General features: G+C 58.5%; 20 protein-coding genes. 11 read left to right on the top strand and 9 right to left on the bottom strand.

Going from position 1 to position 20,870, the window contains the following annotated elements; translation table 11 throughout:
* Positions 1 to 80: 80 nt before the first annotated feature.
* A complete protein-coding gene (proB, locus tag U9R25_07820) occupies positions 81 to 1,205 on the bottom strand; it encodes a glutamate 5-kinase (protein MEA3335804.1) in 1,125 nt (374 codons plus the stop codon).
* A 507-nt stretch (positions 1,206 to 1,712) separates the two neighbouring features.
* On the opposite strand from proB, the gene U9R25_07815 reads away from it, so the two are divergent.
* The 6 genes from U9R25_07815 (at position 1,713) to U9R25_07790 (ending at position 10,375) form a co-directional block, all read left to right on the top strand.
* Positions 1,713 to 4,178: an endonuclease MutS2 gene (locus tag U9R25_07815; protein MEA3335803.1), complete on the top strand. Its 2,466-nt coding sequence runs from the start codon at positions 1,713 to 1,715 to the stop codon at positions 4,176 to 4,178.
* Between the two features lie 22 nt (positions 4,179 to 4,200).
* Positions 4,201 to 5,472 (top strand): MFS transporter, encoded by a 1,272-nt coding sequence (locus U9R25_07810; protein ID MEA3335802.1) that lies wholly within the window; start codon positions 4,201 to 4,203, stop codon positions 5,470 to 5,472.
* Positions 5,473 to 5,570: 98 nt separating this feature from the next.
* Entirely contained in the window at positions 5,571 to 6,317 is a 747-nt protein-coding gene (gene fadR / locus U9R25_07805; GenBank protein MEA3335801.1) for a fatty acid metabolism transcriptional regulator FadR, read from the top strand.
* Positions 6,281 to 7,900 carry an FAD-binding oxidoreductase gene (locus tag U9R25_07800; protein MEA3335800.1) on the top strand — a complete coding sequence of 540 codons (1,620 nt, stop codon included), beginning with the start codon at positions 6,281 to 6,283 and terminating at the stop codon, positions 7,898 to 7,900. The genes fadR and U9R25_07800 overlap by 37 nt, the downstream gene beginning before the upstream one ends.
* 10 nt (positions 7,901 to 7,910) lie before the next feature.
* Entirely contained in the window at positions 7,911 to 9,722 is a 1,812-nt protein-coding gene (locus U9R25_07795) for a glycerol-3-phosphate dehydrogenase/oxidase (protein MEA3335799.1), read from the top strand.
* Between the two features lie 2 nt (positions 9,723 to 9,724).
* Entirely contained in the window at positions 9,725 to 10,375 is a 651-nt protein-coding gene (locus U9R25_07790; protein MEA3335798.1) for a hypothetical protein, read from the top strand.
* A 179-nt stretch (positions 10,376 to 10,554) separates the two neighbouring features.
* On the opposite strand, the gene U9R25_07785 is transcribed toward U9R25_07790, so the two are convergent.
* From U9R25_07785 to U9R25_07760, 6 genes are all read right to left on the bottom strand, one after another.
* Complete coding sequence (locus tag U9R25_07785; protein ID MEA3335797.1) at positions 10,555 to 11,262, bottom strand: metallophosphoesterase family protein; 708 nt, start codon at positions 11,260 to 11,262, stop codon at positions 10,555 to 10,557.
* A 473-nt stretch (positions 11,263 to 11,735) separates the two neighbouring features.
* Complete coding sequence (locus U9R25_07780; protein MEA3335796.1) at positions 11,736 to 12,521, bottom strand: class I SAM-dependent methyltransferase; 786 nt, start codon at positions 12,519 to 12,521, stop codon at positions 11,736 to 11,738.
* Complete coding sequence (locus U9R25_07775; protein MEA3335795.1) at positions 12,518 to 13,486, bottom strand: threonine/serine dehydratase; 969 nt, start codon at positions 13,484 to 13,486, stop codon at positions 12,518 to 12,520. Before U9R25_07775 ends, U9R25_07780 begins: the two co-directional genes overlap by 4 nt.
* Before the next feature lie 7 nt (positions 13,487 to 13,493).
* Positions 13,494 to 14,420, bottom strand: coding sequence for a cysteine synthase A (gene cysK, locus U9R25_07770; GenBank protein ID MEA3335794.1), 927 nt, complete (start codon positions 14,418 to 14,420; stop codon positions 13,494 to 13,496).
* Positions 14,421 to 14,438: 18 nt separating this feature from the next.
* Positions 14,439 to 14,864: a PIN domain-containing protein gene (locus U9R25_07765; protein ID MEA3335793.1), complete on the bottom strand. Its 426-nt coding sequence runs from the start codon at positions 14,862 to 14,864 to the stop codon at positions 14,439 to 14,441.
* Positions 14,851 to 15,096 carry a CopG family transcriptional regulator gene (locus U9R25_07760; GenBank protein ID MEA3335792.1) on the bottom strand — a complete coding sequence of 82 codons (246 nt, stop codon included), beginning with the start codon at positions 15,094 to 15,096 and terminating at the stop codon, positions 14,851 to 14,853. The genes U9R25_07765 and U9R25_07760 overlap by 14 nt, the downstream gene beginning before the upstream one ends.
* Positions 15,097 to 15,261: 165 nt before the next feature.
* Between U9R25_07760 and U9R25_07755 the strand changes: the two genes are divergently transcribed.
* The 3 genes from U9R25_07755 to mgrA all read left to right on the top strand — a co-directional run bounded on the left by U9R25_07755 (position 15,262) and on the right by mgrA (position 18,660).
* A complete protein-coding gene (locus U9R25_07755) occupies positions 15,262 to 17,106 on the top strand; it encodes a MutS family DNA mismatch repair protein (protein MEA3335791.1) in 1,845 nt (614 codons plus the stop codon).
* A gap of 261 nt (positions 17,107 to 17,367) precedes the next feature.
* Positions 17,368 to 17,604 (top strand): MarR family transcriptional regulator, encoded by a 237-nt coding sequence (locus U9R25_07750; protein MEA3335790.1) that lies wholly within the window; start codon positions 17,368 to 17,370, stop codon positions 17,602 to 17,604.
* Positions 17,605 to 17,664: 60 nt separating this feature from the next.
* On the top strand, positions 17,665 to 18,660 hold the full coding sequence (gene mgrA, locus U9R25_07745; GenBank protein ID MEA3335789.1) for an L-glyceraldehyde 3-phosphate reductase: 996 nt from the start codon (positions 17,665 to 17,667) through the stop codon (positions 18,658 to 18,660).
* 99 nt (positions 18,661 to 18,759) lie between these two features.
* On the opposite strand, the gene U9R25_07740 is transcribed toward mgrA, so the two are convergent.
* Positions 18,760 to 19,251: a hypothetical protein gene (locus tag U9R25_07740; GenBank protein MEA3335788.1), complete on the bottom strand. Its 492-nt coding sequence runs from the start codon at positions 19,249 to 19,251 to the stop codon at positions 18,760 to 18,762.
* 345 nt (positions 19,252 to 19,596) lie between these two features.
* Between U9R25_07740 and U9R25_07735 the strand changes: the two genes are divergently transcribed.
* Both U9R25_07735 and U9R25_07730 read left to right on the top strand, forming a co-directional pair.
* Complete coding sequence (locus U9R25_07735; GenBank protein ID MEA3335787.1) at positions 19,597 to 19,914, top strand: hypothetical protein; 318 nt, start codon at positions 19,597 to 19,599, stop codon at positions 19,912 to 19,914.
* A complete protein-coding gene (locus U9R25_07730) occupies positions 19,892 to 20,350 on the top strand; it encodes a type II toxin-antitoxin system VapC family toxin (GenBank protein ID MEA3335786.1) in 459 nt (152 codons plus the stop codon). The genes U9R25_07735 and U9R25_07730 overlap by 23 nt, the downstream gene beginning before the upstream one ends.
* A gap of 83 nt (positions 20,351 to 20,433) precedes the next feature.
* Here U9R25_07730 and U9R25_07725 read toward each other — a convergent pair whose 3' ends face one another.
* Positions 20,434 to 20,868: a hydrogenase iron-sulfur subunit gene (locus tag U9R25_07725; protein ID MEA3335785.1), complete on the bottom strand. Its 435-nt coding sequence runs from the start codon at positions 20,866 to 20,868 to the stop codon at positions 20,434 to 20,436.
* Positions 20,869 to 20,870: the final 2 nt, after the last annotated feature.

Here is a 20,870-nt window from a genome sequence, read left to right as displayed (position 1 = left end):
ATGCCAGGATGTCATTATGTCAATATTGTTTTGGCGCGCATTGGATCTTGACATGGTGATATATTGACATATTAGCATGACTATAACACCACCAGATCGTCCCGGTGGACAACCTCGGCACCATACTCATAGCCCAGAATCGCTTCGATTTCCTCCGATTTACGGCCCTTGATGCGGTCCAGCGAATGGGCGCCGTAGCGAGACAGGCCACGAGCAATTTCTGAACCATCGGCATGGCAGATTCTGACAGTGTCGCCGCGGCTGAACTGACCTTCGACGGAAATCACTCCAACCGGCAGGAGACTTCGGTCGTGATCAAGCAATGCAGCGACCGCCCCGGCGTCGACAAAGATACGCCCACTGGGGATCAGGCCTCCCAACAGCCAGCGCTTTCGGCTCTCCAACTTACCGGCCAGCGCGGGAAATCGGGTACCGATTCGTTCCCCCTTGCACACCCGCAGCACCACATCTTCGACATTTCCTGATGCCACCACAACATCGACTCCGCCGCGTCGGGCCAGCTCCGCCGCCGCCAGCTTGGTGGACATGCCGCCCACACCCAGATCGGTGCCGGTGCCACCGGCCCGCGCCCGCAGATCATCGTCAACGGTCATCACCTCGTGAATCAACTGGGCGCCAGGATCGATCCGGGGATCCGCTGTTAACAGCCCGGGCTGATCGGTCAGGATCAACAACAGGTCCGCCTCTACCAGGTTGGCAACCAGCGCCGACAGCGTGTCGTTGTCACCCAGTTTGATCTCCTCCGTCGCCACTGCGTCATTTTCATTGGTGATAGGCACGATCCCTTCCTGGAGAAGCGCCTGAAACGTGTCACGGGCGTTGAGATAACGGCTGCGATTGTCCAGGTCCGCCCGGGTCAGCAGAACCTGCCCCACAACGATGTCGTAGATGGAAAAAAGCTGCTCGTAGTGGTGCATCAGTCGACTCTGGCCAACGGCTGCCAACATCTGCTTGACAGGAACCGCCTGCTGCAATTTTCGGAAACCGAGGCTCTCCCGCCCAACTCCAATGGCACCGGAACTGACGATGATGATTTCCACACTCGACTCGTGTAGTCGGGCGCATTGGCGGGCCAGTTCCACCAGGCGCGGTCGATTCAACCGGGGCGAGCCGGCGGTAAGCACGCTGGTACCCAGTTTGAGAACAATCCGGCGATAGGCGTGCTGGTCGGCGACGTGGGCCATGGAGAAATACCTCGTTGACTTCAGGACATGGGTTACACAGGTTGCTGTGGGATCAAACGACCAAGGATCTGTGCATTGTACCGCCAAGGGACCGGCCAGGCAAGCTGGTCCCAATTTGCGCCGTTCACAAGAGTTGTTGGTCCGCCATCAAGCTGGCGACTGGGGAGCGGAACCGGATGAGGATGCAGCCGAGACGGTATGGCCATTGCCGCCAGGGACAATTCAGCAACAGCGCCAGGGATCCCCTGTATGATCCAGATCATGGTCACCGCCGGCGATCTGTGGTAGGATCTGGGAGGTTGCAGGAATACGTACACAGCAACGATGGCCTTCCTGCGGCCGATGCGCCGCTCCAGCCGCTCAAACTCCACATTCCAGTGCGTGTTGCTGCGCACCGCCGTGAGATTTCTTCTCATTCATTTCCACCCTGCCCGTAGCCTCAATCACGGAAAGTGCGGAAGAACCCATTTTCGGCTAACCAGGGGCCTGTGTTATACTTCCCACCGTATGAACAAGAAGACGCGTCAGGTTCTGGAATACCCGAAAATACTGAAAAAGGTCGCCGAACACACCAGTTTTTCCGCTGGTCACAAGCTGGCTCTGGAAAGCGAGCCTAGCAATGACCTTCGTCTCGCCCGGCAGTGGCTCGCGGAAACTTCCGAGGCTCGCCGTCTGCTCGATGAAAACACCAGGGTACACTTGGGCGGCGTATTCGACGTGCGACCTCTTCTGCCCCAGGCAGAGCGTGGCAGTCTGTTGCTGCCTCCTGATCTGCTGGAAATCCGCAGTACGCTCATGCGAGCCCGGTCGTTGCAGGACATCCTGACGCGCCAGGAACAGCGTTTTCCCAACCTGGCAGACATCAGTTTCCGCATGGAACCGGTGCCTCACGTAATCAAACAGATTGGGCAGGTAGTCGACGAGCGGGGTGACCTGCTGGACAGTGCCAGCCCGACGTTGGCTCGTTTGCGGAGTCAGATCAAGGTGGTGCAGGGACGCCTGACGGAACGCCTGAACCGCATGGTTAGCTCTTCCGATACCGTCAAGTACCTGCAGGAAGCGATCGTAACGCAACGGCAGGGACGCTACGTCGTTCCGGTGAAGGCAGAGTTCAAGGGTCGGATCCGCGGCCTCATCCATGACCAGTCATCCAGCGGCGCTACCCTGTTCATCGAACCATTTGCTGTGGTCGAGCTGAACAACGAGTGGCGCAAGCTGCAGTTGGACGAACAGGATGAGGTTCGTCGCCTGCTGGCCGAGCTTACCGATCTGGTGGCCGAGGAGTCACCCTATATCCGACAGACGGTTGAAGCCCTGGCCTTGCTCGATCTGATTTTTGCCAGAGCCCGCTATTCCAACGACCTGAACGCCACCTTGCCAGAACTGGTGCCCTTCTCGGACAAGCTGCGACAGACCGCCAAGAACCCGACGGACCAGACATCTTCGCCGGCCAGACACCCTGGTTCCGTCATCGACCTCAAACGAGCGCGGCACCCGTTGCTGGATCCGGAGACAGTCGTACCGATCGACGTCTATATCGACGACGACTTTTTTGTCCTGCTCATCACGGGGCCCAATACGGGCGGCAAGACCGTTACGCTCAAGACGGTTGGCCTCCTGGCTTTGATGGCCCAATCAGGCCTTCACATCCCGGCCGACGAAGGATCAAGCATTTCCTGTTTCCACACCATCTTTGCAGATATTGGCGACGAGCAAAGCATCGAGCAGAGCCTGTCGACCTTCTCCAGTCACATGACCAATATCATCGCCATCCTGGCGAAAGCCGATGAGCAGAGTCTGGTATTGTTGGACGAATTGGGTGCCGGCACCGATCCGGAGGAAGGGTCAGCGCTGGCGCGAGCCCTGCTGGATCACCTGGTGCAGCAACGGATTACGACTCTTGCCACTACCCATTATTCCGAACTCAAGGTCTACGCCCACAGCACGCCAGGCGTCCGCAATGCCAACGTTGAATTCGACCTGAAAAGCCTGGCACCGACCTTTGAACTGAGCATAGGCCTGCCAGGTCGTTCCAATGCGCTGGCCATCGCAACCCGGCTCGGGCTTGACCGTGCGATCACCAGCGCCGCCGAAACCCTGGTCCGTCCCGAATCGCTGGAAGCCGATAGCCTGTTACAGGAAATCAAGGAAACGCGTCTGTCCCTGGAGGCTGAACGTGCCCAAGCGGAAGCCGTACGACGCCAGACCGAATCCCAGGAAAAGGAACTACGCTACCGCTTGAGCCAGATCGAGGAGGCGCGCAGGCAGGTCCTGAACGAAGCCCGCGAGCAGGCGCAAGAGGAATTGGCTGAACTATCTGGCGAGATCGGAAATTTGCGGCGTCAGTTGACCGGTGCATCGGCGGGAGGCAGTGCCAGCACCCATCAACAGTTGCTTGAAGAGGCAAAGCGGGTCCTGGCAGAACGACAAAGGGCGGCAGAGCAAGTGCCTGAAGAGGTCGAAGAGGCCATACCGACTGCAATCTCGGAATTGCCTCTTTCAGTCGGCGACACCGTCTGGATTCCCAGCCTGCAGGCCAGCGGACAGATCGTGACTCTGGCGGAGGATGAAAACGAAGCGGAGTTGCAGATCGGCTCGTTCCGTCTGCGCTTACCCCTGGATCGCCTTGAACGACGAGACGTCAGCAAGGCCGCCGCGGCGGGCATTTCTATGCCACAAATGCTTCCCGGCAGCAGTGTGGGCAGCAGCGGCCCATCACCCTCCGTCGGCATAGAGCTGGATATCCGTGGTGCCAGTGTAGCAGAGATGCTGCCCCGGCTGGAGAAATACCTGGACGACGCCTACCTGGCCATGAAACCCTGGGTGCGGGTCATCCACGGCAAGGGCACCGGCGTGCTGCGAACCGCTGTGCGCAGGGAACTGAGCAAACATCCCCTGGTGACTCGCTTCCGCGAAGGCGAATCGGGCGAGGGCGGGGATGGCGTAACCGTGGCCTACCTGGTCGGCCAATAAGCCCCATTTCCCGATAGTTCCCATGACCGACCTGCTGCTTCACAACCGCAATTTCGCTCTTCTGTGGTTGTCCCAGATCATCTCAAAGCTGGGCGACATCTTCTGGAGCGTCGCCATCATGGTCACCATCTTCGCGCGGACCGGCTCTGCCCTGCAGACGGTTGGGGTCATGGTGGCAGCGGCTCTGCCGGCCTTCTTCCTGGGGCCCGTCGCCGGCGTGTTGGTCGATCGTTACCCGCGCAAACAGGTAATGATTACCATGGATATGGTGCGCGCAGCGCTGGTGGGCATCCTCTTGATCACCTCCACCCGGGGTGACCTGAACATCTGGATCATCTATCTGATCGTGGCGGGGCTCTCGATTGCCAGCACCTTCTTTGAGCCGGCGCGCCTGGCGATCTTGCCCTCGCTTGTTTCGAAAGATGACCTGGTGCGGGCCAATGGTTTGGTAATGAGCACCAACCAGGCCACTTATGCACTGGGCTATGCGCTTGGCGGTGTGATGGTTCTCGCCATCGAATTTCAAACCATGATAGCGGTCGATTTTGTCAGTTTCCTGCTGGCCGCCCTGGCTGTCGCCTTCATTGCTGTTCCCGAGCGTGAGAGGGAAAAACAGAAGCAGACCCAGCGACTGCCGATGCACCGCGCCGTTGCCGATGGTCTCAGCTACCTGCGGAATCACAAGCTTGCCCGGCCGTTGGTCACGATGGAGATTCTGGAGCACTTTCCCCACGCAATCTGGTCATCTGCCTTGATGCTGGTATTCACCACCGAAGCGCTGAATGCCGGTCCGGAGTTTTGGGGATTCCAGAGTTCCATCTATTTCGGAGGCATGTTTGTAGGCGCGCTCCTGGCGGCAGCCATGTCGACTCGACTCTCCCGGCGGCCTGGCTGGGCCATCATTGGCAATGCCTTTCTCTTCAGTGGCTTAACGATCGGCTACGCACTCAGCCCCTCGCTGACCTTCACCCTGTTCCTCTGTTTCTTTTTCGGCCCGACCTCTGCCATCCGGGATGTTTCACAAGATTCCCTGCTGCAATCTCAGGTCGACCCGATGGTGATGGGCAGGGTTTACGCAACTCGAAATATGTTTTCCAACCTGGCTTTCATGCTGGCAGGTTTGAGCTTCGCGTGGATGGCCGATCAAACTAACGTTCGCTGGGTCTACCTGATCGGTGGCATGTTGTACTTTGGAACGGCGCTCTTCGCACTGTCCAGCTCCACCATACGCAACAGCCAGATCACCTACTCGACCACTGAAGGCCAAGAGGCATCCGCTCAGTCTGCGGCCTGAGAATGCCACCACTCCCTTGACATTCCGTTGTCCCCATGCTATATTGATAACAACTGGTCAGACCACTTACCAGTTAATCAAGTTTTGCGAGGCACGCTTTGAGATCCTGGAAACCTCCCCAACGCCCGGCACAGTACGCCGAACAGGCGCTGGTAAACGCAATTCTCGACGACACCTATGCGCCCGGCACGGCACTTCCTGGCGAACGCGACCTGGCTGCGAGCCTGGGAGTCACTCGCCCCACCCTTCGTGAGGCATTGCAGCGGCTGGCCCGGGATGGCTGGCTCACCATTCAACAAGGCAAACCTACCACTGTCAATGACTTCTGGCGCGAAGGTGGTCTCAATGTGCTCGGCGCCATGGTGAGATACGGTAGAGAGCTGCCACCCGATTTCGTACCCAACTTATTGAAGGTACGGCTACATCTGGCGCCAGCCTACTCGCGAGCGGCTGTCTCCCGAGCGCCCGGCACGATAACCAGAAAACTCAGCGAAGGCATCCAGCTGGACGACAACCCTGTCGCCTTCGCGCGCTTCGATTGGGAACTCCACCATCTCCTGACAATCGAGTCCGGCAATCCCATTTACACGCTGATTCTAAACGGTTTCGCCGGCTTCTACGAGCAGATGGCATGCCAGTACTTTGCCTTGCCCGAGGCGCGAGCCATATCACGATCGTTCTACGAATCGTTTCAGGCGATAGCCATAAACCAGGATGCCGATTCCGCTGAAGAGATCTCCCGGCAGGTCATGCAACAGACTATTCTGCTCTGGCAACAGGCGACGCCTGAACAACTTGAGGTAGTACCATGCAGCGGTGGAACGGCTGGGGTGATAACTCGATAATCTACCCATTGCCAGCGCGGGCGGCCGGTTTCCTGGAGGAGTTTGTCGGGCCGGGCACGCGACCGGCCGATGCTTCTCTGGCAAGTGTCCTCAGTGCCGTGCCGCCAGGCCGACTTCCCTATCATGCACTGGTCTCCCTGGATGCAGAAGACCGGTTGCGCCATGCACGCGGCCAGAGCCTGCCAGACTGGATTGCCCTGCGCAGTGGCCGAATCGCCACCTTTCCTGATGGGGTTGCTTATCCGCTTTCCAACCAGGATGTCCGGGAGTTGATGGATTTTGCAGGGCAAGTTGGTGCCAGGATCATCCCCTACGGCGGTGGCACGTCAGTTGTCGGGCATATCAACCCGCAGATGGACCAGCCCACCCTCACGATCGATTTGAGCCGCCTGAATCGATTGCTCCAGTATGACAGCACCAGCCAGCTTGCCACCTTTGGAGCCGGTGTCGCCGGACCTGATCTTGAGGCACTGCTGCGGGCACAGGGAGTCACGCTGGGCCATTTTCCACAATCCTTTGAATACTCCACGCTGGGCGGCTGGATTGCAACTCGCTCAAGTGGACAACAGTCGCTGGGCTACGGCCGCATCGAGGCACTCTTTGCCGGGGGCGTGGTGGAAAGCCCGGCTGGAACAATGACCCTGCCACCGTTTCCCGCATCAGCTGCCGGCCCCGATCTTCGCGAGCTGTTTTTGGGTTCGGAAGGTCGCATGGGCATCCTCACCGAGGCAACGGTTCGAACGACGCCACTGGCTGAGCGAGAGGAGTTTCACGCGATCTTTTTGCCCGATTGGGAACGGGCAGTGGCAGCAGCCCGGGCGGTCATCCAGGCCCGTCTTCCCCTTTCCATGCTGAGACTCAGTACACCCGTTGAAACAGAAACGATGTTGGCGCTGGCCGGACATGAACGATTGATTGCGGCGCTCGAGCGCCTTCTCTCGGTGCGACGGATTGGAAAAGAGAAATGCATGCTGCTGATGGGTTTCACCGGCAACAGCAATGTCGTCAAGATTTCCCGCCAGCAGGCCGTAGCCATTTCGGGGCGGTTCGGTGGCGTGCACATCGGGCGCCGTTTCGGGGACCAGTGGCACAAGGGCAGGTTCCGCACTCCTTACTTACGCAATACACTGTGGCAGCGAGGTTATGCTGTGGACACCCTGGAAACCGCCACCGCCTGGACCGCTGTCCCTGACATGGTGACTGGCATCGAAAACGCTTTGCACGCGGCCCTGGAGGAAACAGGCGAGCGCGTGCATGTCTTCACCCACCTGTCCCACCTTTACCCCACTGGATCCAGCATCTACGTGACCTACCTGTTCAGGTTGTCGCCCGATCCTGATGAAAATCTGGAGCGTTGGCGTTGTCTCAAGGCCGCCGCGAGCGAGGCTATCGTCGTACGAGGTGGCACCATCAGCCACCAGCACGGTGTGGGAAAAGATCACGCTCCCTACCTGGCAGCTGAGAAGGGTGCACTGGGCATGAGAACCATACGCGAGCTCTATCATCAATTCGATCCCGCCGGTATTTTGAATCCTGGCACATTGTTGCCAGCAGAAGGCCACCGGGCAAGCGAAGCCGGCTGAGGAGAAGGGCATGGGTACTCAGGAAAATCGGGACACTACCTGGTCCCGGCTGGATCAGGCATGGGACATCATCATCGTGGGAGGCGGGATCACCGGCGCCGGTATTCTGCGCGAGGCCAGCCGGCTGGGCCTGAAAGCGCTCTTATTGGAACAGCGAGACTTCGCCTGGGGCACATCAAGCCGATCATCCAAATTGGTGCACGGTGGGCTTCGCTATCTGAAGCAGGGCAAAATCAGGCTCACTCGAGCATCGGTGCGCGAGCGCCAGCGGCTTCTCAGTGAGGGCCCGGGATTGATCGATCCGCTGGGCTTCCTGTTGACCTCCTACGAGGGCGACAATCCGGGATCATGGACCTTTCGCGCCGGGCTTTCAATCTACGATCTGCTGGCCCTCCAGTGGAGCCACAGACGTTACGAGCCCCAGGAGATGCAGATGCTGGCGCCTCACATCACCCAGGATAAACTCCAGGGAGGGCTCCAATATGGCGATGCTCAGACCGACGACGCCCGGCTGGTACTTCGTGTGATACAGGAAGCGATGGCCGATGGCGGCAGGGCGATCAACTACGCACGAGTCGAGTCGCTGCTCCAGGATGATGATGGACAGGTCACCGGTGTGATTGTTCGGGACCTTGCCGGCGATGGATCGGATGAATTGCCTCTCGACAGTGGTGGCCGAACTGCCATGGTCACAGCAACGATTGTCATCAACGCCACAGGCGCCTGGGCCGACAGGCTGCGCAGGGAGATCGGCCAGGAGCCGAAGATCCGCGCACTGCGGGGCAGTCATCTGATTTTTCCGACCTGGCGTCTTCCAGTAGCCCAGGCCATCAGCTTTCTGCACCCCATTGACCGGCGCCCGGTGTTTATCTTCCCGTGGGAGGGAATCACGCTGGTGGGCACCACCGATCTGGACCACGATCAGTCAATGGATGACGAACCTCGCATCAGTCCCAATGAGGTCGCCTACCTGATGGCCGCCGTAGAGGGACAGTTTCCGTCGCTCAACATAGGCCTGAAGGATGTCATCTCCACCTTCTCCGGCGTGCGCCCAGTAGTCGCCACCGGCCAGGCCGATCCTTCCAGGGAATCCCGTGACCATGTGGTGTGGGACGAGAGGGGTATGCTGACCGTCACCGGGGGCAAGCTCACCACCTTTCGTTTGATTGCCCTGGATGCGCTCAAGGCGGTGCGGGATCGTTTGCCGCAGACATCGGAGCCCGATCGTGACCGGCCGGTCCTGGATTCGGTCGATGTGGACCTGTGGCCTGGACACTCCCTGGATGAACGCGCCCGGAGGCGCCTGCTGGGCCACTACGGCCTCCGGGCCTATGAGTTGGTGGAGACTGCCAACCCCGAGGAATTACAGCGAATCTCGGGCACCGATATCCTCTGGGCAGAACTGCGCTGGGCAGCCAGAATCGAGTCCGTCATTCACCTCGACGATCTCCTGTTGCGGCGCGTCCGTTTGGGTCTGTTGCTGCCCAACGGCGGACGCGATCATCTGCCCGGCATTCGGGCCATTTGCCAGGAGGAACTGAACTGGAGCGATTCTCGTTGGCAGGAGGAAGAATCCAGATATCTGACTGGCTGGCGGGAATCTTATAGCCTGCCCGAAGCCCATGAAATCCCTGATTGGCACGTCCTGCTGGCCAAAGCCCGCTTTTTGCGCCAGGCAACTCGTCCCCGCGGCCGGCGCCAGACGCTTCGTGCGCCGCTGATGGCCGGCGTTTTAACCCTTATTCTGCTGACCTTGTGGAAGCTCCAGTCCAGGGCGTGGTCCCTGCTTGGCCTTGGAAGACCGGGCGATCAGACAGTCTGAACATGAACAGCGAAGCCCACCGGAAGATGACTGCTGATGGTCTGGCAGATCGCTTCAGCCCCCAGGATCTGGAGACGATAGTCCAGGCCAACCAGAACCAGGATCGGTTATCCAATCTGATCGGCCATCCGGAGATTCACTTCGACGATAGCGCCTTCGAGGCAGGCCAACGGTATATCGACCTGCAACGCCAGGAAGCAGCGGATGCCGTGGTGCGACTCAAGGACCGGAGAGCGGCCCTGCAGGCCTTCGGACGCTTGCTGCATGGCAGGCAGGATTTTTACGCGCACTCCAATTGGGTCATGCTTTGGACAGACCAACACGGTGGCTGGGAAAACTGCTCCCCCGAGGACATTGAGATATGTGCTGATCCCCTGAACGTGCCCGGTCTCATCTCCGGCACTGGCAGTCCCTGGCACTTTATCGGCGTGCGGATTCCCCTCTTTGGTTCCCTGATACGACGCCATCTGATCCCGGCCGACTCCCACGAAATCATGAATCTCGACGGCCCGGGGCAGGGCCCTTTATTCGATTTTGCCGTGGCCGCAGCCACCAAGCACACCAGTGTCGAGTTGGAATATCTGCTGCGGGACCTGAAGATCGCCGGAGGTCAAGCCACTGTCGATTTCTTTTCAGGGGGCGATTTCCAGTGAGCAACCTCATCCACCGAACAAACCTCTCATTCCGGTGCAGTGAAGACCCAGACAGCACCGCGAGATGCTTCGGCTGGTGATGCCCGCTCGAACCGACATCGGATTGCCAACCACTGTTCGTCTCCTGTTCAGGTCTCGTGTCAGACCCGCTCAGCATGACGATTGATCGAACCCCTGTACTAGGCCGTACCCGTCTCCAGAATACCCTGCAAACGGTCGATGATATCAGGATCCACTGGCAGCATCATCAGCTTGCGCATGGTCGTTGGATAGTCGTAATGCAGGTGATGGATCTGCAGCTCGCCATCGCGCCAGACGGCATAGGTAGCATCGGGCGTGCCGTTGCGCGGCTGACCGAGGCTGCCTGGATTGACGATGAAGGTATCGCCGACCTTGCGAATACCCGGCAAATGGGTATGGCCGACAAGCAGCACATCCACATCCAGGCCATCCAGTTCCGCCTCCAGAACCTCCTCGCGCGCCGTGACCAGGGACAATCGCTTCGCCAGCGGATCGCTGGGCATGGCATGCACCAGGTGGAATCGTTTCCCGTCCAGCGCAACGGTCTGGCTGAGGGGCAAATCGCCCAACCAGGCCCGCTCCGTTGGCGGCAGGATCGACTGGGTATAGTCGCGCATCGCCTGGTATTCGGTAAGGAGTCCAGGATTGACACCCAGCTCTCCGCCGAACGCCACACCATGGTCATGGTTTCCCCGCACGATGGCAGTTGCGTTTGACCGGACCCAATCCAGACATCGTTGCGGCTCAGGGCCGAAGTTGACGATATCCCCGGTAAAGAGGATAGCGTCAGGCCGACTCTCGGCTTGCTGCAGGGCTGACAGGGCTTGCCAATTGGCATGCAGGTCTGAAAAGATAATGATCTTCAAAAGATTCTCCTCGAGGTCGCTCTGGTACTGCGCGGCAGAAATTCTTTGGTGGTTCCGTAGAACGATTTTCCAAATCGCACTACAATTACTGCTCACGGATTTCCACCCAGCTGTACCAGTGCTCTGTTAGGCTGGATTTTGCAGATTATCATTGCGACGCTACGGCAGCAGCCGATCCGTGAGGTAGCGAGCGATGAGGGAGCAAGTGATCCATCCCACGGTGGTCGCGGGATGCGCCCATGCGAGAAACTCGCGCTTGCGTCACTCCCGCGCACGCGGGAGTCCATCGACATCGCGTGCCAAAATTGGTCGTCCTGGCGTGAGTTCGAGCGAGTGCCCAGGAATTCACGCTCTGGTTCCCCGCCTTCGCGGGGATGACAGCGGGAGTGACGTGGCCAAATAGCCTGTCACTCCTCACACCCGATCGCCTGCCAATGAACTCCTGACAAGTTCCGGCACGGGCGCACGAGTTCTCAGACCGGCTTGACCGCCTCCACATAGAAACGGTGGCTGTGAACCGACAAATATCCCTCTTCCTGGATCATGTTATGCACCGCGAGAAGCCGCTCCCGGTAGCGTTCCACGGAGAAATCCTCGATCTGCCAGGGAATGGCCCGCAGGTAGTAGACTACGGCCCCGATATCGGTCACCCGGGCTTCCGGAAAGGCCTCCTGCTTCTTGGTGACCTGGAAACTCCCCTCCTCCAGGTCGGCTACCGCGTTGGCCAGCACCCAGTCCTCATACTTGAAATAGGGATCCTCCTGCAGCAGTTCGTTGAGCCTGAATTCGTTGCGCCCACCCACCTGCTGGGTGATGAAGCGACCACCCGGTTTGAGAATCCGCAAGACCTCTGCCGGAGCATAGCCCTCGTGGCGGTTGATGACCAGGTCGAAGGCGTCATCTGGAAAGGGCAACTGGTCAATGGAGTCAAAACTGACCATCGTCACACCCAGGGGTTCCAGCCTGGCCCTGGCGATGGGCAGATTGCGCGACCAGTTCTCCGAGGCCCAGGTGTCGGGAGGCAGGGGGGCCAGCGATGCCAGGAACTCCCCGCCGCCCGTTCCCATGTCGTACAACGAATTGACATCTGGCAGATAGCGTTCGATCCGTTCCCGGAAATTCCAGGGCAGAGGACCGTCGATCCAGCGACCATCCAACCAGGAAAAGTCCCAGCCGGAGAAGTCGGCCTCCAGCGCCTCAGCAATTAATTCGTCGAACGACCTGTTGCTCGATTCCGATGCAGTCTCCACTCGCTTCACTTTCTGGCGTCCAGGATCCGTCGAAGATTCTCGATGGACAGGTTGCCACCACTCTGTACCAGGACGACCTTTTTGCCAGCCAGTCGATCCTTCAGGTTCAATGCAGCGGCCAGCGGAATCGCACCCGCTCCTTCGGCCAGATTATGGGTGTGCTCCAGGAGCAGGACAATGGCGTCTTCGATATCGCGGTCCTCCACCAGCACAAAATCATCCAGGAAGGCGCGCATGATACGCCGCGTGTTCTCGAAGGGCACCCGGGTCGCCACCCCTTCGGCAAAGGTCGTAGTGGGCGCCGTGACAGGTTCAGCAGCCGCCCAGCTCAACTGCATGGCAGGCGCCTGGGCCGATTGGGCGCCAATGACCTGGATAGCTGCATTGATACTCCTGGCAACGATGCTGGTGGCAGACACGCCGCTACCCGCTCCTACCGGCACGATGATCGCATCTGCATCGGGCAGGTCTTCGAGAATCTCCAGGGCATAGGTGCCAACGCCGTGGATCAGTGGCTCATCGGTGGGGCCAAGGAAACGACCGCCCCGCTCCTCCGCCACCCTGGCGATCCACTCGCGGGCCGTGTCGAAGTCCTTGCCGTGAAAGACTACCGTGGCCCCCAGCCCCTGCATGGCAGCCACCTTGCCAGGATTGGACTGCTCCGGCATGGCTATGGTTGCCTGTACCCCGTTGGCCCGGGCAGCAAAGGCGATACTCTGGCCGTGATTGCCTGTCGACGCAGTGAAGAGGCCCCCTTTGCGCTCTTCCGAGCTGAGGTTGGCAACCAGGTTCAGCCCGCCGCGCACTTTGAAGGCACCGACCGGCTGGTGGTTCTCATGTTTGACCCAGACCTGGGCGCCGACAAGCTGGCTCAGGCCTGCGTAGTGGGTCAGGGGCGTGGGCTTGAGATAGCGATAGACGTGAGTCCGGGCTTTTAGCACATCCTGAAGTGTTGGCAGCAGGTGTTCCGTCATGATTCCATCAAGTCCTTTGGGGCACAAAAAGCCCTTCCACGCTCAGATAGCGCTGGCCGGTATCGGCCAAAACACAGACGATTACCTTGCCCTGATATTCCGGCCGGATAGCCACCTGGGTCGCCGCAAATGCAGCTGCGCCGGACGAAATACCGACCAGCAGCCCCTCGCGACGGGCGATCCGGCGACAGGTCTCAAAGGCCTGCGCCTCGCTCACCAGAAAGATCTCGTCGATGATCCCGCGGTCCAGGGTATCGGGCACAAAACCAGGAGCGGTGCCCATCATCCGGTGGGGCTGAAACTTGCCCTGCGAGATAAATGGGGCCTCCTGCGGCTCGACGGCAATCAGTTGCACGGCGGGGTTTTCTTCCTTCAGATAACGGCCCGCGCCACAGATCGTGCCTCCTGTACCCAGGGCCGCGACCAAAACCGCCACCTGGCCGGCGGAGTCTCGCCAGATTTCCGGCCCGGTGGTCAGATAGTGAGCCCTGGGATTGGAAGGATTGACATGTTGGCCGACGTAGAAGTATTCAGGATGTTGCGCCAGGATTTTTTTCAACCTCTCCCGCGCGCCCTTGGTGCCATCCGACGCTGGCGTTAGAACCAGTTCGGCGCCCAGGGCCTGCAACACCTGCCGCCGCTCGAGGCTCTGAATCTCCGACATGACCAGCAGCGAACGATAACCCCTGACAGCCGCGATAGCTGCGACAGCCATGCCGGTATTGCCGCTGGTGGCCTCGATCAAAGTGTCCCCTGGCCTCAGCAAGCCCTTTTCCTCCGCATCCTGGATGATCTGAAGAACGGGTCGATCCTTCAGGCTAAGGGGGTTGAGGTGTTCGCACTTGCCGTAGATAAGGGAGTCCGGCGCCAGCCGGGCCAGGCGCAACAAGGGGGTGTTGCCGATCAGTTCGGTCAGGTCGCGGGCGAATCGCATATCGGGGTTGACCAGCCGCTAAAACGGGTTTTCCGCAATGACGCCATCGTAGCTCTGTCCGGTGTTCATATCCTCAGTCCAGATGGTTTGGCAACCGAGCTGGAGGGCACTGTTAACAATCATCGCGTCCCAAAAGGAGAGTTGGTATCGGCTCTGAATCTGAATGGCATCGAGTACATCCTCCACACCAGGCTGGTGTACTCGCCAGACTGAAAGATCGGCAATGATCTGGGCAGCCAACGCGGGATTCAATGGTTGAGCAACCTTCTGCGTGACGTTTACGTAGAACTCCTGAAGCACTTGAACACTCAGACATCCGTTGCGTTCCTGCCACAACCGGCGAAGAAGGGCGTTTGCCCGTCTGTTTTTTTCCCCGGCCGAACTATCGTGAGCAAAAATGAGAATGTTCGTGTCAACCAACTGGTATCGGTCAGCGTCGCTCATGTAGTTCATCCCGACTCGTTTTGATCTCGCCATTGGTGCCTAAATCACTGGCGCGGTCAAGCAATTGCATGTGACGCCTATGGGCATGCCCATAGGCTTCCTCTTGCCGAACCAATCGTTGCAACTCCCTGGTCAATAGACCGGATACAGATATTTGTTGTTGTACCGCGATGACTTTTACCTTCATCAGGATCGCTTTGGGAAGCGATAAGGTTATGTTCTGCGTATCCATTAATACCTCCACAAAATCAGTGTAGCACGAAAACACGTGCAACGCAAGCAAACAGCAAGGAATATCTGCTCCGACTTCCAACCCAGATGCCCATGTCCGTGGAGAGGACACTGCCATTCCCGATATAGCCCTGCCCTATTGCCGAAGTAATGGTATACTGCCGGTATGATATTTCCACCTGAACAGGTTTACCAGCAGCGCTGCGACAAGTTCGACCAGCAACGTTCGCTCTACGAACAACGCAGCCGGCGCAACGGCAATTTAAACTTGATCCTGGCGATCGCCACCATGATCTGCCTGGGACTGGCGATATGGCGTGGCAACCCTGGCCTTTACCTGGCAACCGGCGCGCTCGCCGTCGGGTTTGTGGTCTCCTTCTCGTTTCATGCCCGGGTCAATCGTCTTGTTTCGCGCTACCGCATCCTGGCTGACATCAACGAACAGGGTATATTCCGGCTTCAGCGCACATGGAACAAGATGCGACGCCCGGGGCCTTTCCCAACCGCGCAGCAGCCAGCACTACTCGATTCTGGCACCGCCGACGATCTGGACCTGCTGGGCTACGCGTCCCTGGAACACCTGCTTGCCACGCCCAATACCCCGGTGGGAAAAGCAACCCTGCGCCAGTGGATACTGACCCCTGCCGGGCCTGAAACGGTCAGGCAGCGCCAGGCCGCTGTAACAGAACTGGCCCCTTTGATCGAATTCCGCGATGAGGTAGGCCTGCATGGCAGACTACTGGGTCCAAGCCAGGGAGACTACGAGCAGTTTATGGACTGGGCCGGTGGCTCGAACTGGCTGGACCAGCGGCCCTGGTTGATCTGGATGGTCCGCCTGTTGACGCTGCTTGTGATCGGCCTTGGCATCGCCCTGCTCTTGGGAGTCCCCACCGTGCCGGCGCTGCTGGCCGTGTTGCTGGTGAACATGCTGCTAACCTTCACGCTGGGTGTGCGCGCAAAGAGCGATGTGGAACGGGTGGCGGCTCGCCAGAACGTCTTTCGGGCGTATGCCGGGATGTTCGAACTCATCAGCGATCAGCCGTTCAAATCACCAGCACTACGCGATCTGCAACAACAGCTCGCCGCGGGCGATCTCAGCGCGGCCGACCAGATGCGGCGCCTGGGCAGGTTGATGCCCCTGGCCGACATACGTCGCTGGATGTTCTTTTTTATCGTCGAGATTTTTACCCTCTGGAGTTTTCACCTGCTCTGGTTGCTGGAGCGTTGGCAGCGCAGTGCGGGCCATCAGGTGAGCAGCTGGTTGGCGGTTCTGGGTGAGGTCGAGGCCTTGATCGCCCTGGCAACCCTGCGCCACGACCACCCTGATTGGGTATTCCCTGAAATCGTCGAACATGGTGCTGCTCGTCTGACGGTAAAAGCCCTGGCCCACCCGTTGTTACCCCCGGCTGAGGCCGTGCCCAATGACGTAGTCGTGGGTCCGCCTGGCAGCTTTTTACTGGTCACCGGCTCCAATATGTCTGGCAAGAGCACCTTGCTGAGAGCCATTGGCGTCAACATGGTCCTGGCGCAGATGGGCGGGCCCGTCAGCGCCAGCCAGCTGCGTCTACCGCCACTTGCCATCGCCACCAGCATGAGGGTGCAGGACTCGCTGGAGCAGGGTGTCTCCTATTTCATGGCCGAACTGCGCCGTCTCAAGGCCATCGTCGATATGGCCGACCGCCAGGAAGAACGGCAAGGGCGCCCGTTACTCTACCTTCTGGACGAGATACTGCAAGGCACCAACACCAGCGAGCGCCGGGTGGCTGCCCGACAAGTGATCAACCATCTACTGGCAACGGGCGCTATCGGTGTGGTTTCCACCCATGATTTGACCCTGGCCGATTCTCCGGAGCTGACGGTTGCCAGCGTACCTGTGCACTTTACCGAGTCGTTCATCGACGGCGCCGATGGGCCAACCATGACCTTCGATTACACGCTACGGCCAGGCATCGCTACCTCCACCAACGCGCTTAAGCTGATGGCGCTGGTGGGATTGACCACTGACAATTGACAATTCGCTAGGCACTGATGTGGTATGTGGTATAATGAGAGCATGATTGTCCGTTTTCCCGAATATCTACGGACTGGTTTGGCATGCCCGGCAGCATAATCCACGAGTGCTGCCGACCGTACTACATACGGAAGGTAAGCAGCGCGACTTTTTGCAATTCGTTTCACGCAAAGACATGTCAAGAATGACAACGCCCGGCTGCTGATGTACTCGTTGGGCGACATAGTTGGATTAGCTTAGATACCAACGAAGGTCTAGCTTATGATGAAATTCACGCCGAAGCAAGGCCAATACCTGGCCTTTATCTACTACTACACAAAAATAAATGGACGCTCCCCAGCAGAAGCTGATATTCAGCACTACTTTCGTGTGACTCCCCCAACTGTTCACCAAATGATCCTTAAATTAGACGATAAGGGTCTGATAACACGTGTACCTGGTCAGGCACGCAGTATTCAAGTACTGGTGTTGCCTGAAGAGCTACCATTACTGGACTAACTGCCGATCACGTTTAGAATATCGCAAGCCGCGCAAGAGCGCGAGAACAAGAGGGACATCATGGCTTACCTACCCAATCCGTCACGTTATGACAATATGCAATACCGCCGCTCCGGCCGCAGCGGGCTCAAGCTACCAGCCATCACCCTGGGCCTCTGGTACAATTTTGGCGGTGTTGACCCGCTTGAGACAGGCCGTCAGACGATCCATCGAGCGTTCGACCTGGGGATCACCCACTTTGACCTGGCCAACAACTATGGTCCGCCGCCTGGTTCGGCTGAGGAGAATTTCGGCCGGATTCTGGCCGAAGATCTGAGGCGGTATCGCGATGAGTTGGTCATCTCCTCCAAGGCTGGGTACTACATGTGGCCGGGGCCCTATGGCGAATGGGGCTCGCGCAAATACCTGGTTGCCAGCCTGGATCAAAGCCTGAAACGGATGGGGCTGGACTACGTGGACATCTTCTACAGCCATCGTCCCGATCCCGATACCCCTCTGGAAGAGACCATGAGCGCGTTGGATTTCATCGTGCGCAGCGGTCGGGCCCTGTATGCGGGTATCTCCACCTACGATCCAGATCAGACTCGCCAGGCTGCCGCCATATTGCGCGACCTGGGCACGCCCTGTTTAATCCATCAACCCCGTTACAACATGTTTGACCGCTGGATCGAAAACGGTCTTCTGGATGTGTTGCAGGAGGAGGGAATCGGTTGTATCGGCTTCTCGCCCTTGTGCCAGGGCATCCTGACCGACAAATACCTGAAGGGTATTCCGTCCGATTCCCGAGCGGGCAAGTGGGCCGGGGACCTGCACTGGGGTGACAGCATCAGCCAGGTTCGCATCGCCAAAGTGGACAGGCTCAATGACCTGGCACGCGAGCGAGGCCAATCCATGGCCCAGATGGCCATCGCCTGGGTGCTGCGACACGAGACCATGACATCGGCGCTTATCGGTGCCAGCCGGGTCGGTCACGTAGAGGAAGCAGTAGCGGCCCTCGACAATCTTCACTTCGAGGCTGAAGAGTTGGCGGCTATCGATACCATACTGGCCGAATAGTCGGGACACCGATGCCGCCGCACATCTCCACAATGACCTGGAAATGTTCCCTGAAATGAAGGTACCTATTCGAATTCAGAGGATTCGGAAGATGGCGCGTTAGTCCATCAGAAACACCAGAAAGGTTCCCTCACCCTGTGCCGGGCGCCGTCCGGCGACGAGGATGCCCGCCATCGCTTCCCCGTCGCCCAGATTGAAGGCTTTCAGCTCGGTCACGGCCGGGTCATCAAAGGCGTCCACCAGCGCCAGGCGCGCCTGCTCGGGATTATCCACGTTTTCCAGGATCATCTCCACCGCCATCGCCGCGTCCGGGTCCGCCATGCCGCGCAGTTCAGCCAGGATATCGTGGATGGTGTCAGGTTGCCGCGAATAGACCTCTTTCCAGGGCCCCATCCAGGCATCCTCTCCATAGCGCTGCCAGAGGTCGCCGACGAAAAACTGATATTCTTTCAGCGCAGCCTCCGCCAGTTCGTCGTTTTCCTTCAACCGTTCAAAGAACACAGCGCTGCCAAAGCCTTCCTGGCTCGGAGCACCATAGGCTTCTTCCAGTTCGATCACATAATCGGGCCTGGTCTTTCCTGTTTCAGTCATCGGGTTTCATACTCCTTATTGTTGTCGGATCCTGTTGCCAGCCCAATGAGCAACGCCTCTCGTCGTTCTCCCCGGTGATACTGGCTCACAGCCGCATAGACAAAGAAAGCAATCGTTGCCAACGTGATGGGAGGATTATAGCACCGCCTGGACAGACACGTAATTGTGCGTGGTTGGACCTTCCATCCCACATTCCGTACTGAAAAATGGATAGTGAAAGCAATTACGAGGAGGGCGAAAAGAGGCGTAAAAAGGAAAGAACTGGTAAGCCATAGGGCATGGAAATTGTGTACCGATATTGACACCATGGTGTTAAAATGGTATGATAGGTGCGGAGGTGAGTCAATGGCCAACAAACGAATCCAAGTCTATACCGATGAAGGACTCAAGCGGCGGATTGTACTGGCTGCGGTTAGACGTGACGTCGCTGTAACCCAATACTGCCTTGAAGCGATTATGCAGCAGTTGGCTGAAGATGATATGCTGGAGATAGAACAGATCGAGATACCGGTTGTGCAGAGAAAACAGGATAATCATCTCATGCGCGATCTGCGCGCGCTGCGAGAAGAGATCCTGCTCAGCAGAGGCGGAAAGCCGATCGAACTAGATATTGTGGCACTGGTGAGCGAAGAAAGGGACGATGAACTCCTTGGTCTGCGTTGATGCAGATATCATCATTTGGGCGCTTCTGCCCTTCCCCTTAAGCGATCAGGCCGAGGCATTGCTGGCACGCTGGCGCCGAGAGGAGAAGACCCTCATTGCGCCGGCGCTGTTTGCTTTCGAAGTAACTTCGACGTTGCGGCGTCTCGTGCACTTGCGGGAGATTACGCCCGAACAAGGCGAGACGGCCTTTGAACAGTTCCTCAAGATCAACGTGCGTCTCTCCCACCGGCGCGCCATCTTTCCTCTGGCCTGGCAACTTGCCAAACAGTACAATCGCCCCCGGGCCTACGATACCGCCTACCTTGCCCTGGCGCAACTACGTGGCTGTGAGTTCTGGACTACAGATCAGCGGTTGTACAACGCTGTACGCCACGACCTCACGTGGGTAAATTGGATTGGCGACTTTTCCCGCGAGGCGATTAGCGAAGATAGATAGCTGTCAGCACCGCCAAGGGACCCTGTTTCATAGGCATCTTCGGCACCGCTTAAGGAGCAGCGGTTAAATGGATCTTCAAGGGATCAATCCTTCTCCGAAACGACCCCCTTCAACGGATTCGGTCCTAATGTCCTGATTCGTTCCGTCATCTCCTTGGCTGCATCGGCAAAGGCGCCGCCTTGTCCGCCCGACAGAAAATACATTTCCAGTCGCTCTGGCTCGAGGCCCACCTGCTCCAGGAGCTGTCGCGTATATTTCACCCGGGCCAGGCCCCGCTCGTTGCCTCGCACGTGATGGCAGTTTCCGATGGGACAGGCCACTACATAAACGCCATCGGCACCTTCCTCAAAAGCACGAAGAATAAAGCGCGGGTCAGTCTTGCCGGTGCAGGGCAGCTTGACCAGTTTTACGTTGGCAGGATAGAGGATGCGGAGCGACCCAGCCGTATCCGCTGCCATATAGGCGCAGTAGTTGCACATGAATGCTGTGATTTCCGGTTCGAAGCCGTTGTCCGTCATTT

Source organism: Chloroflexota bacterium, from assembly GCA_034717495.1.
Taxonomy (GTDB): domain Bacteria; phylum Chloroflexota; class Anaerolineae; order JAAEKA01; family JAAEKA01; genus JAYELL01.
Note: the sequence above shows the minus strand (reverse complement) of the source record. Positions and strands in the feature narration are given on the sequence as shown.

Bases quoted from the DNA above. Each gene is read 5' to 3' on its own strand.
- U9R25_07765 (MEA3335793.1), bottom strand. From the start codon at position 14,864: ATGAGCGACGCTGACCGATACCAGTTGGTTGACACGAACATTCTCATT.
- U9R25_07735 (MEA3335787.1), top strand. From the start codon at position 19,597: ATGGCCAACAAACGAATCCAAGTCTATACCGATGAAGGACTCAAGCGG.
- U9R25_07775 (MEA3335795.1), bottom strand. From the start codon at position 13,486: ATGACGGAACACCTGCTGCCAACACTTCAGGATGTGCTAAAAGCCCGG.
- U9R25_07760 (MEA3335792.1), bottom strand. From the start codon at position 15,096: ATGGATACGCAGAACATAACCTTATCGCTTCCCAAAGCGATCCTGATG.
- U9R25_07815 (MEA3335803.1), top strand. From the start codon at position 1,713: ATGAACAAGAAGACGCGTCAGGTTCTGGAATACCCGAAAATACTGAAA.
- U9R25_07755 (MEA3335791.1), top strand. From the start codon at position 15,262: ATGATATTTCCACCTGAACAGGTTTACCAGCAGCGCTGCGACAAGTTC.
- U9R25_07750 (MEA3335790.1), top strand. From the start codon at position 17,368: ATGATGAAATTCACGCCGAAGCAAGGCCAATACCTGGCCTTTATCTAC.
- mgrA (MEA3335789.1), top strand. From the start codon at position 17,665: ATGGCTTACCTACCCAATCCGTCACGTTATGACAATATGCAATACCGC.
- U9R25_07810 (MEA3335802.1), top strand. From the start codon at position 4,201: ATGACCGACCTGCTGCTTCACAACCGCAATTTCGCTCTTCTGTGGTTG.
- U9R25_07790 (MEA3335798.1), top strand. From the start codon at position 9,725: ATGAACAGCGAAGCCCACCGGAAGATGACTGCTGATGGTCTGGCAGAT.
- cysK (MEA3335794.1), bottom strand. From the start codon at position 14,420: ATGCGATTCGCCCGCGACCTGACCGAACTGATCGGCAACACCCCCTTG.
- U9R25_07795 (MEA3335799.1), top strand. From the start codon at position 7,911: ATGGGTACTCAGGAAAATCGGGACACTACCTGGTCCCGGCTGGATCAG.
- U9R25_07730 (MEA3335786.1), top strand. From the start codon at position 19,892: ATGAACTCCTTGGTCTGCGTTGATGCAGATATCATCATTTGGGCGCTT.
- U9R25_07800 (MEA3335800.1), top strand. From the start codon at position 6,281: ATGCAGCGGTGGAACGGCTGGGGTGATAACTCGATAATCTACCCATTG.
- U9R25_07725 (MEA3335785.1), bottom strand. From the start codon at position 20,868: ATGACGGACAACGGCTTCGAACCGGAAATCACAGCATTCATGTGCAAC.
- proB (MEA3335804.1), bottom strand. From the start codon at position 1,205: ATGGCCCACGTCGCCGACCAGCACGCCTATCGCCGGATTGTTCTCAAA.
- U9R25_07740 (MEA3335788.1), bottom strand. From the start codon at position 19,251: ATGACTGAAACAGGAAAGACCAGGCCCGATTATGTGATCGAACTGGAA.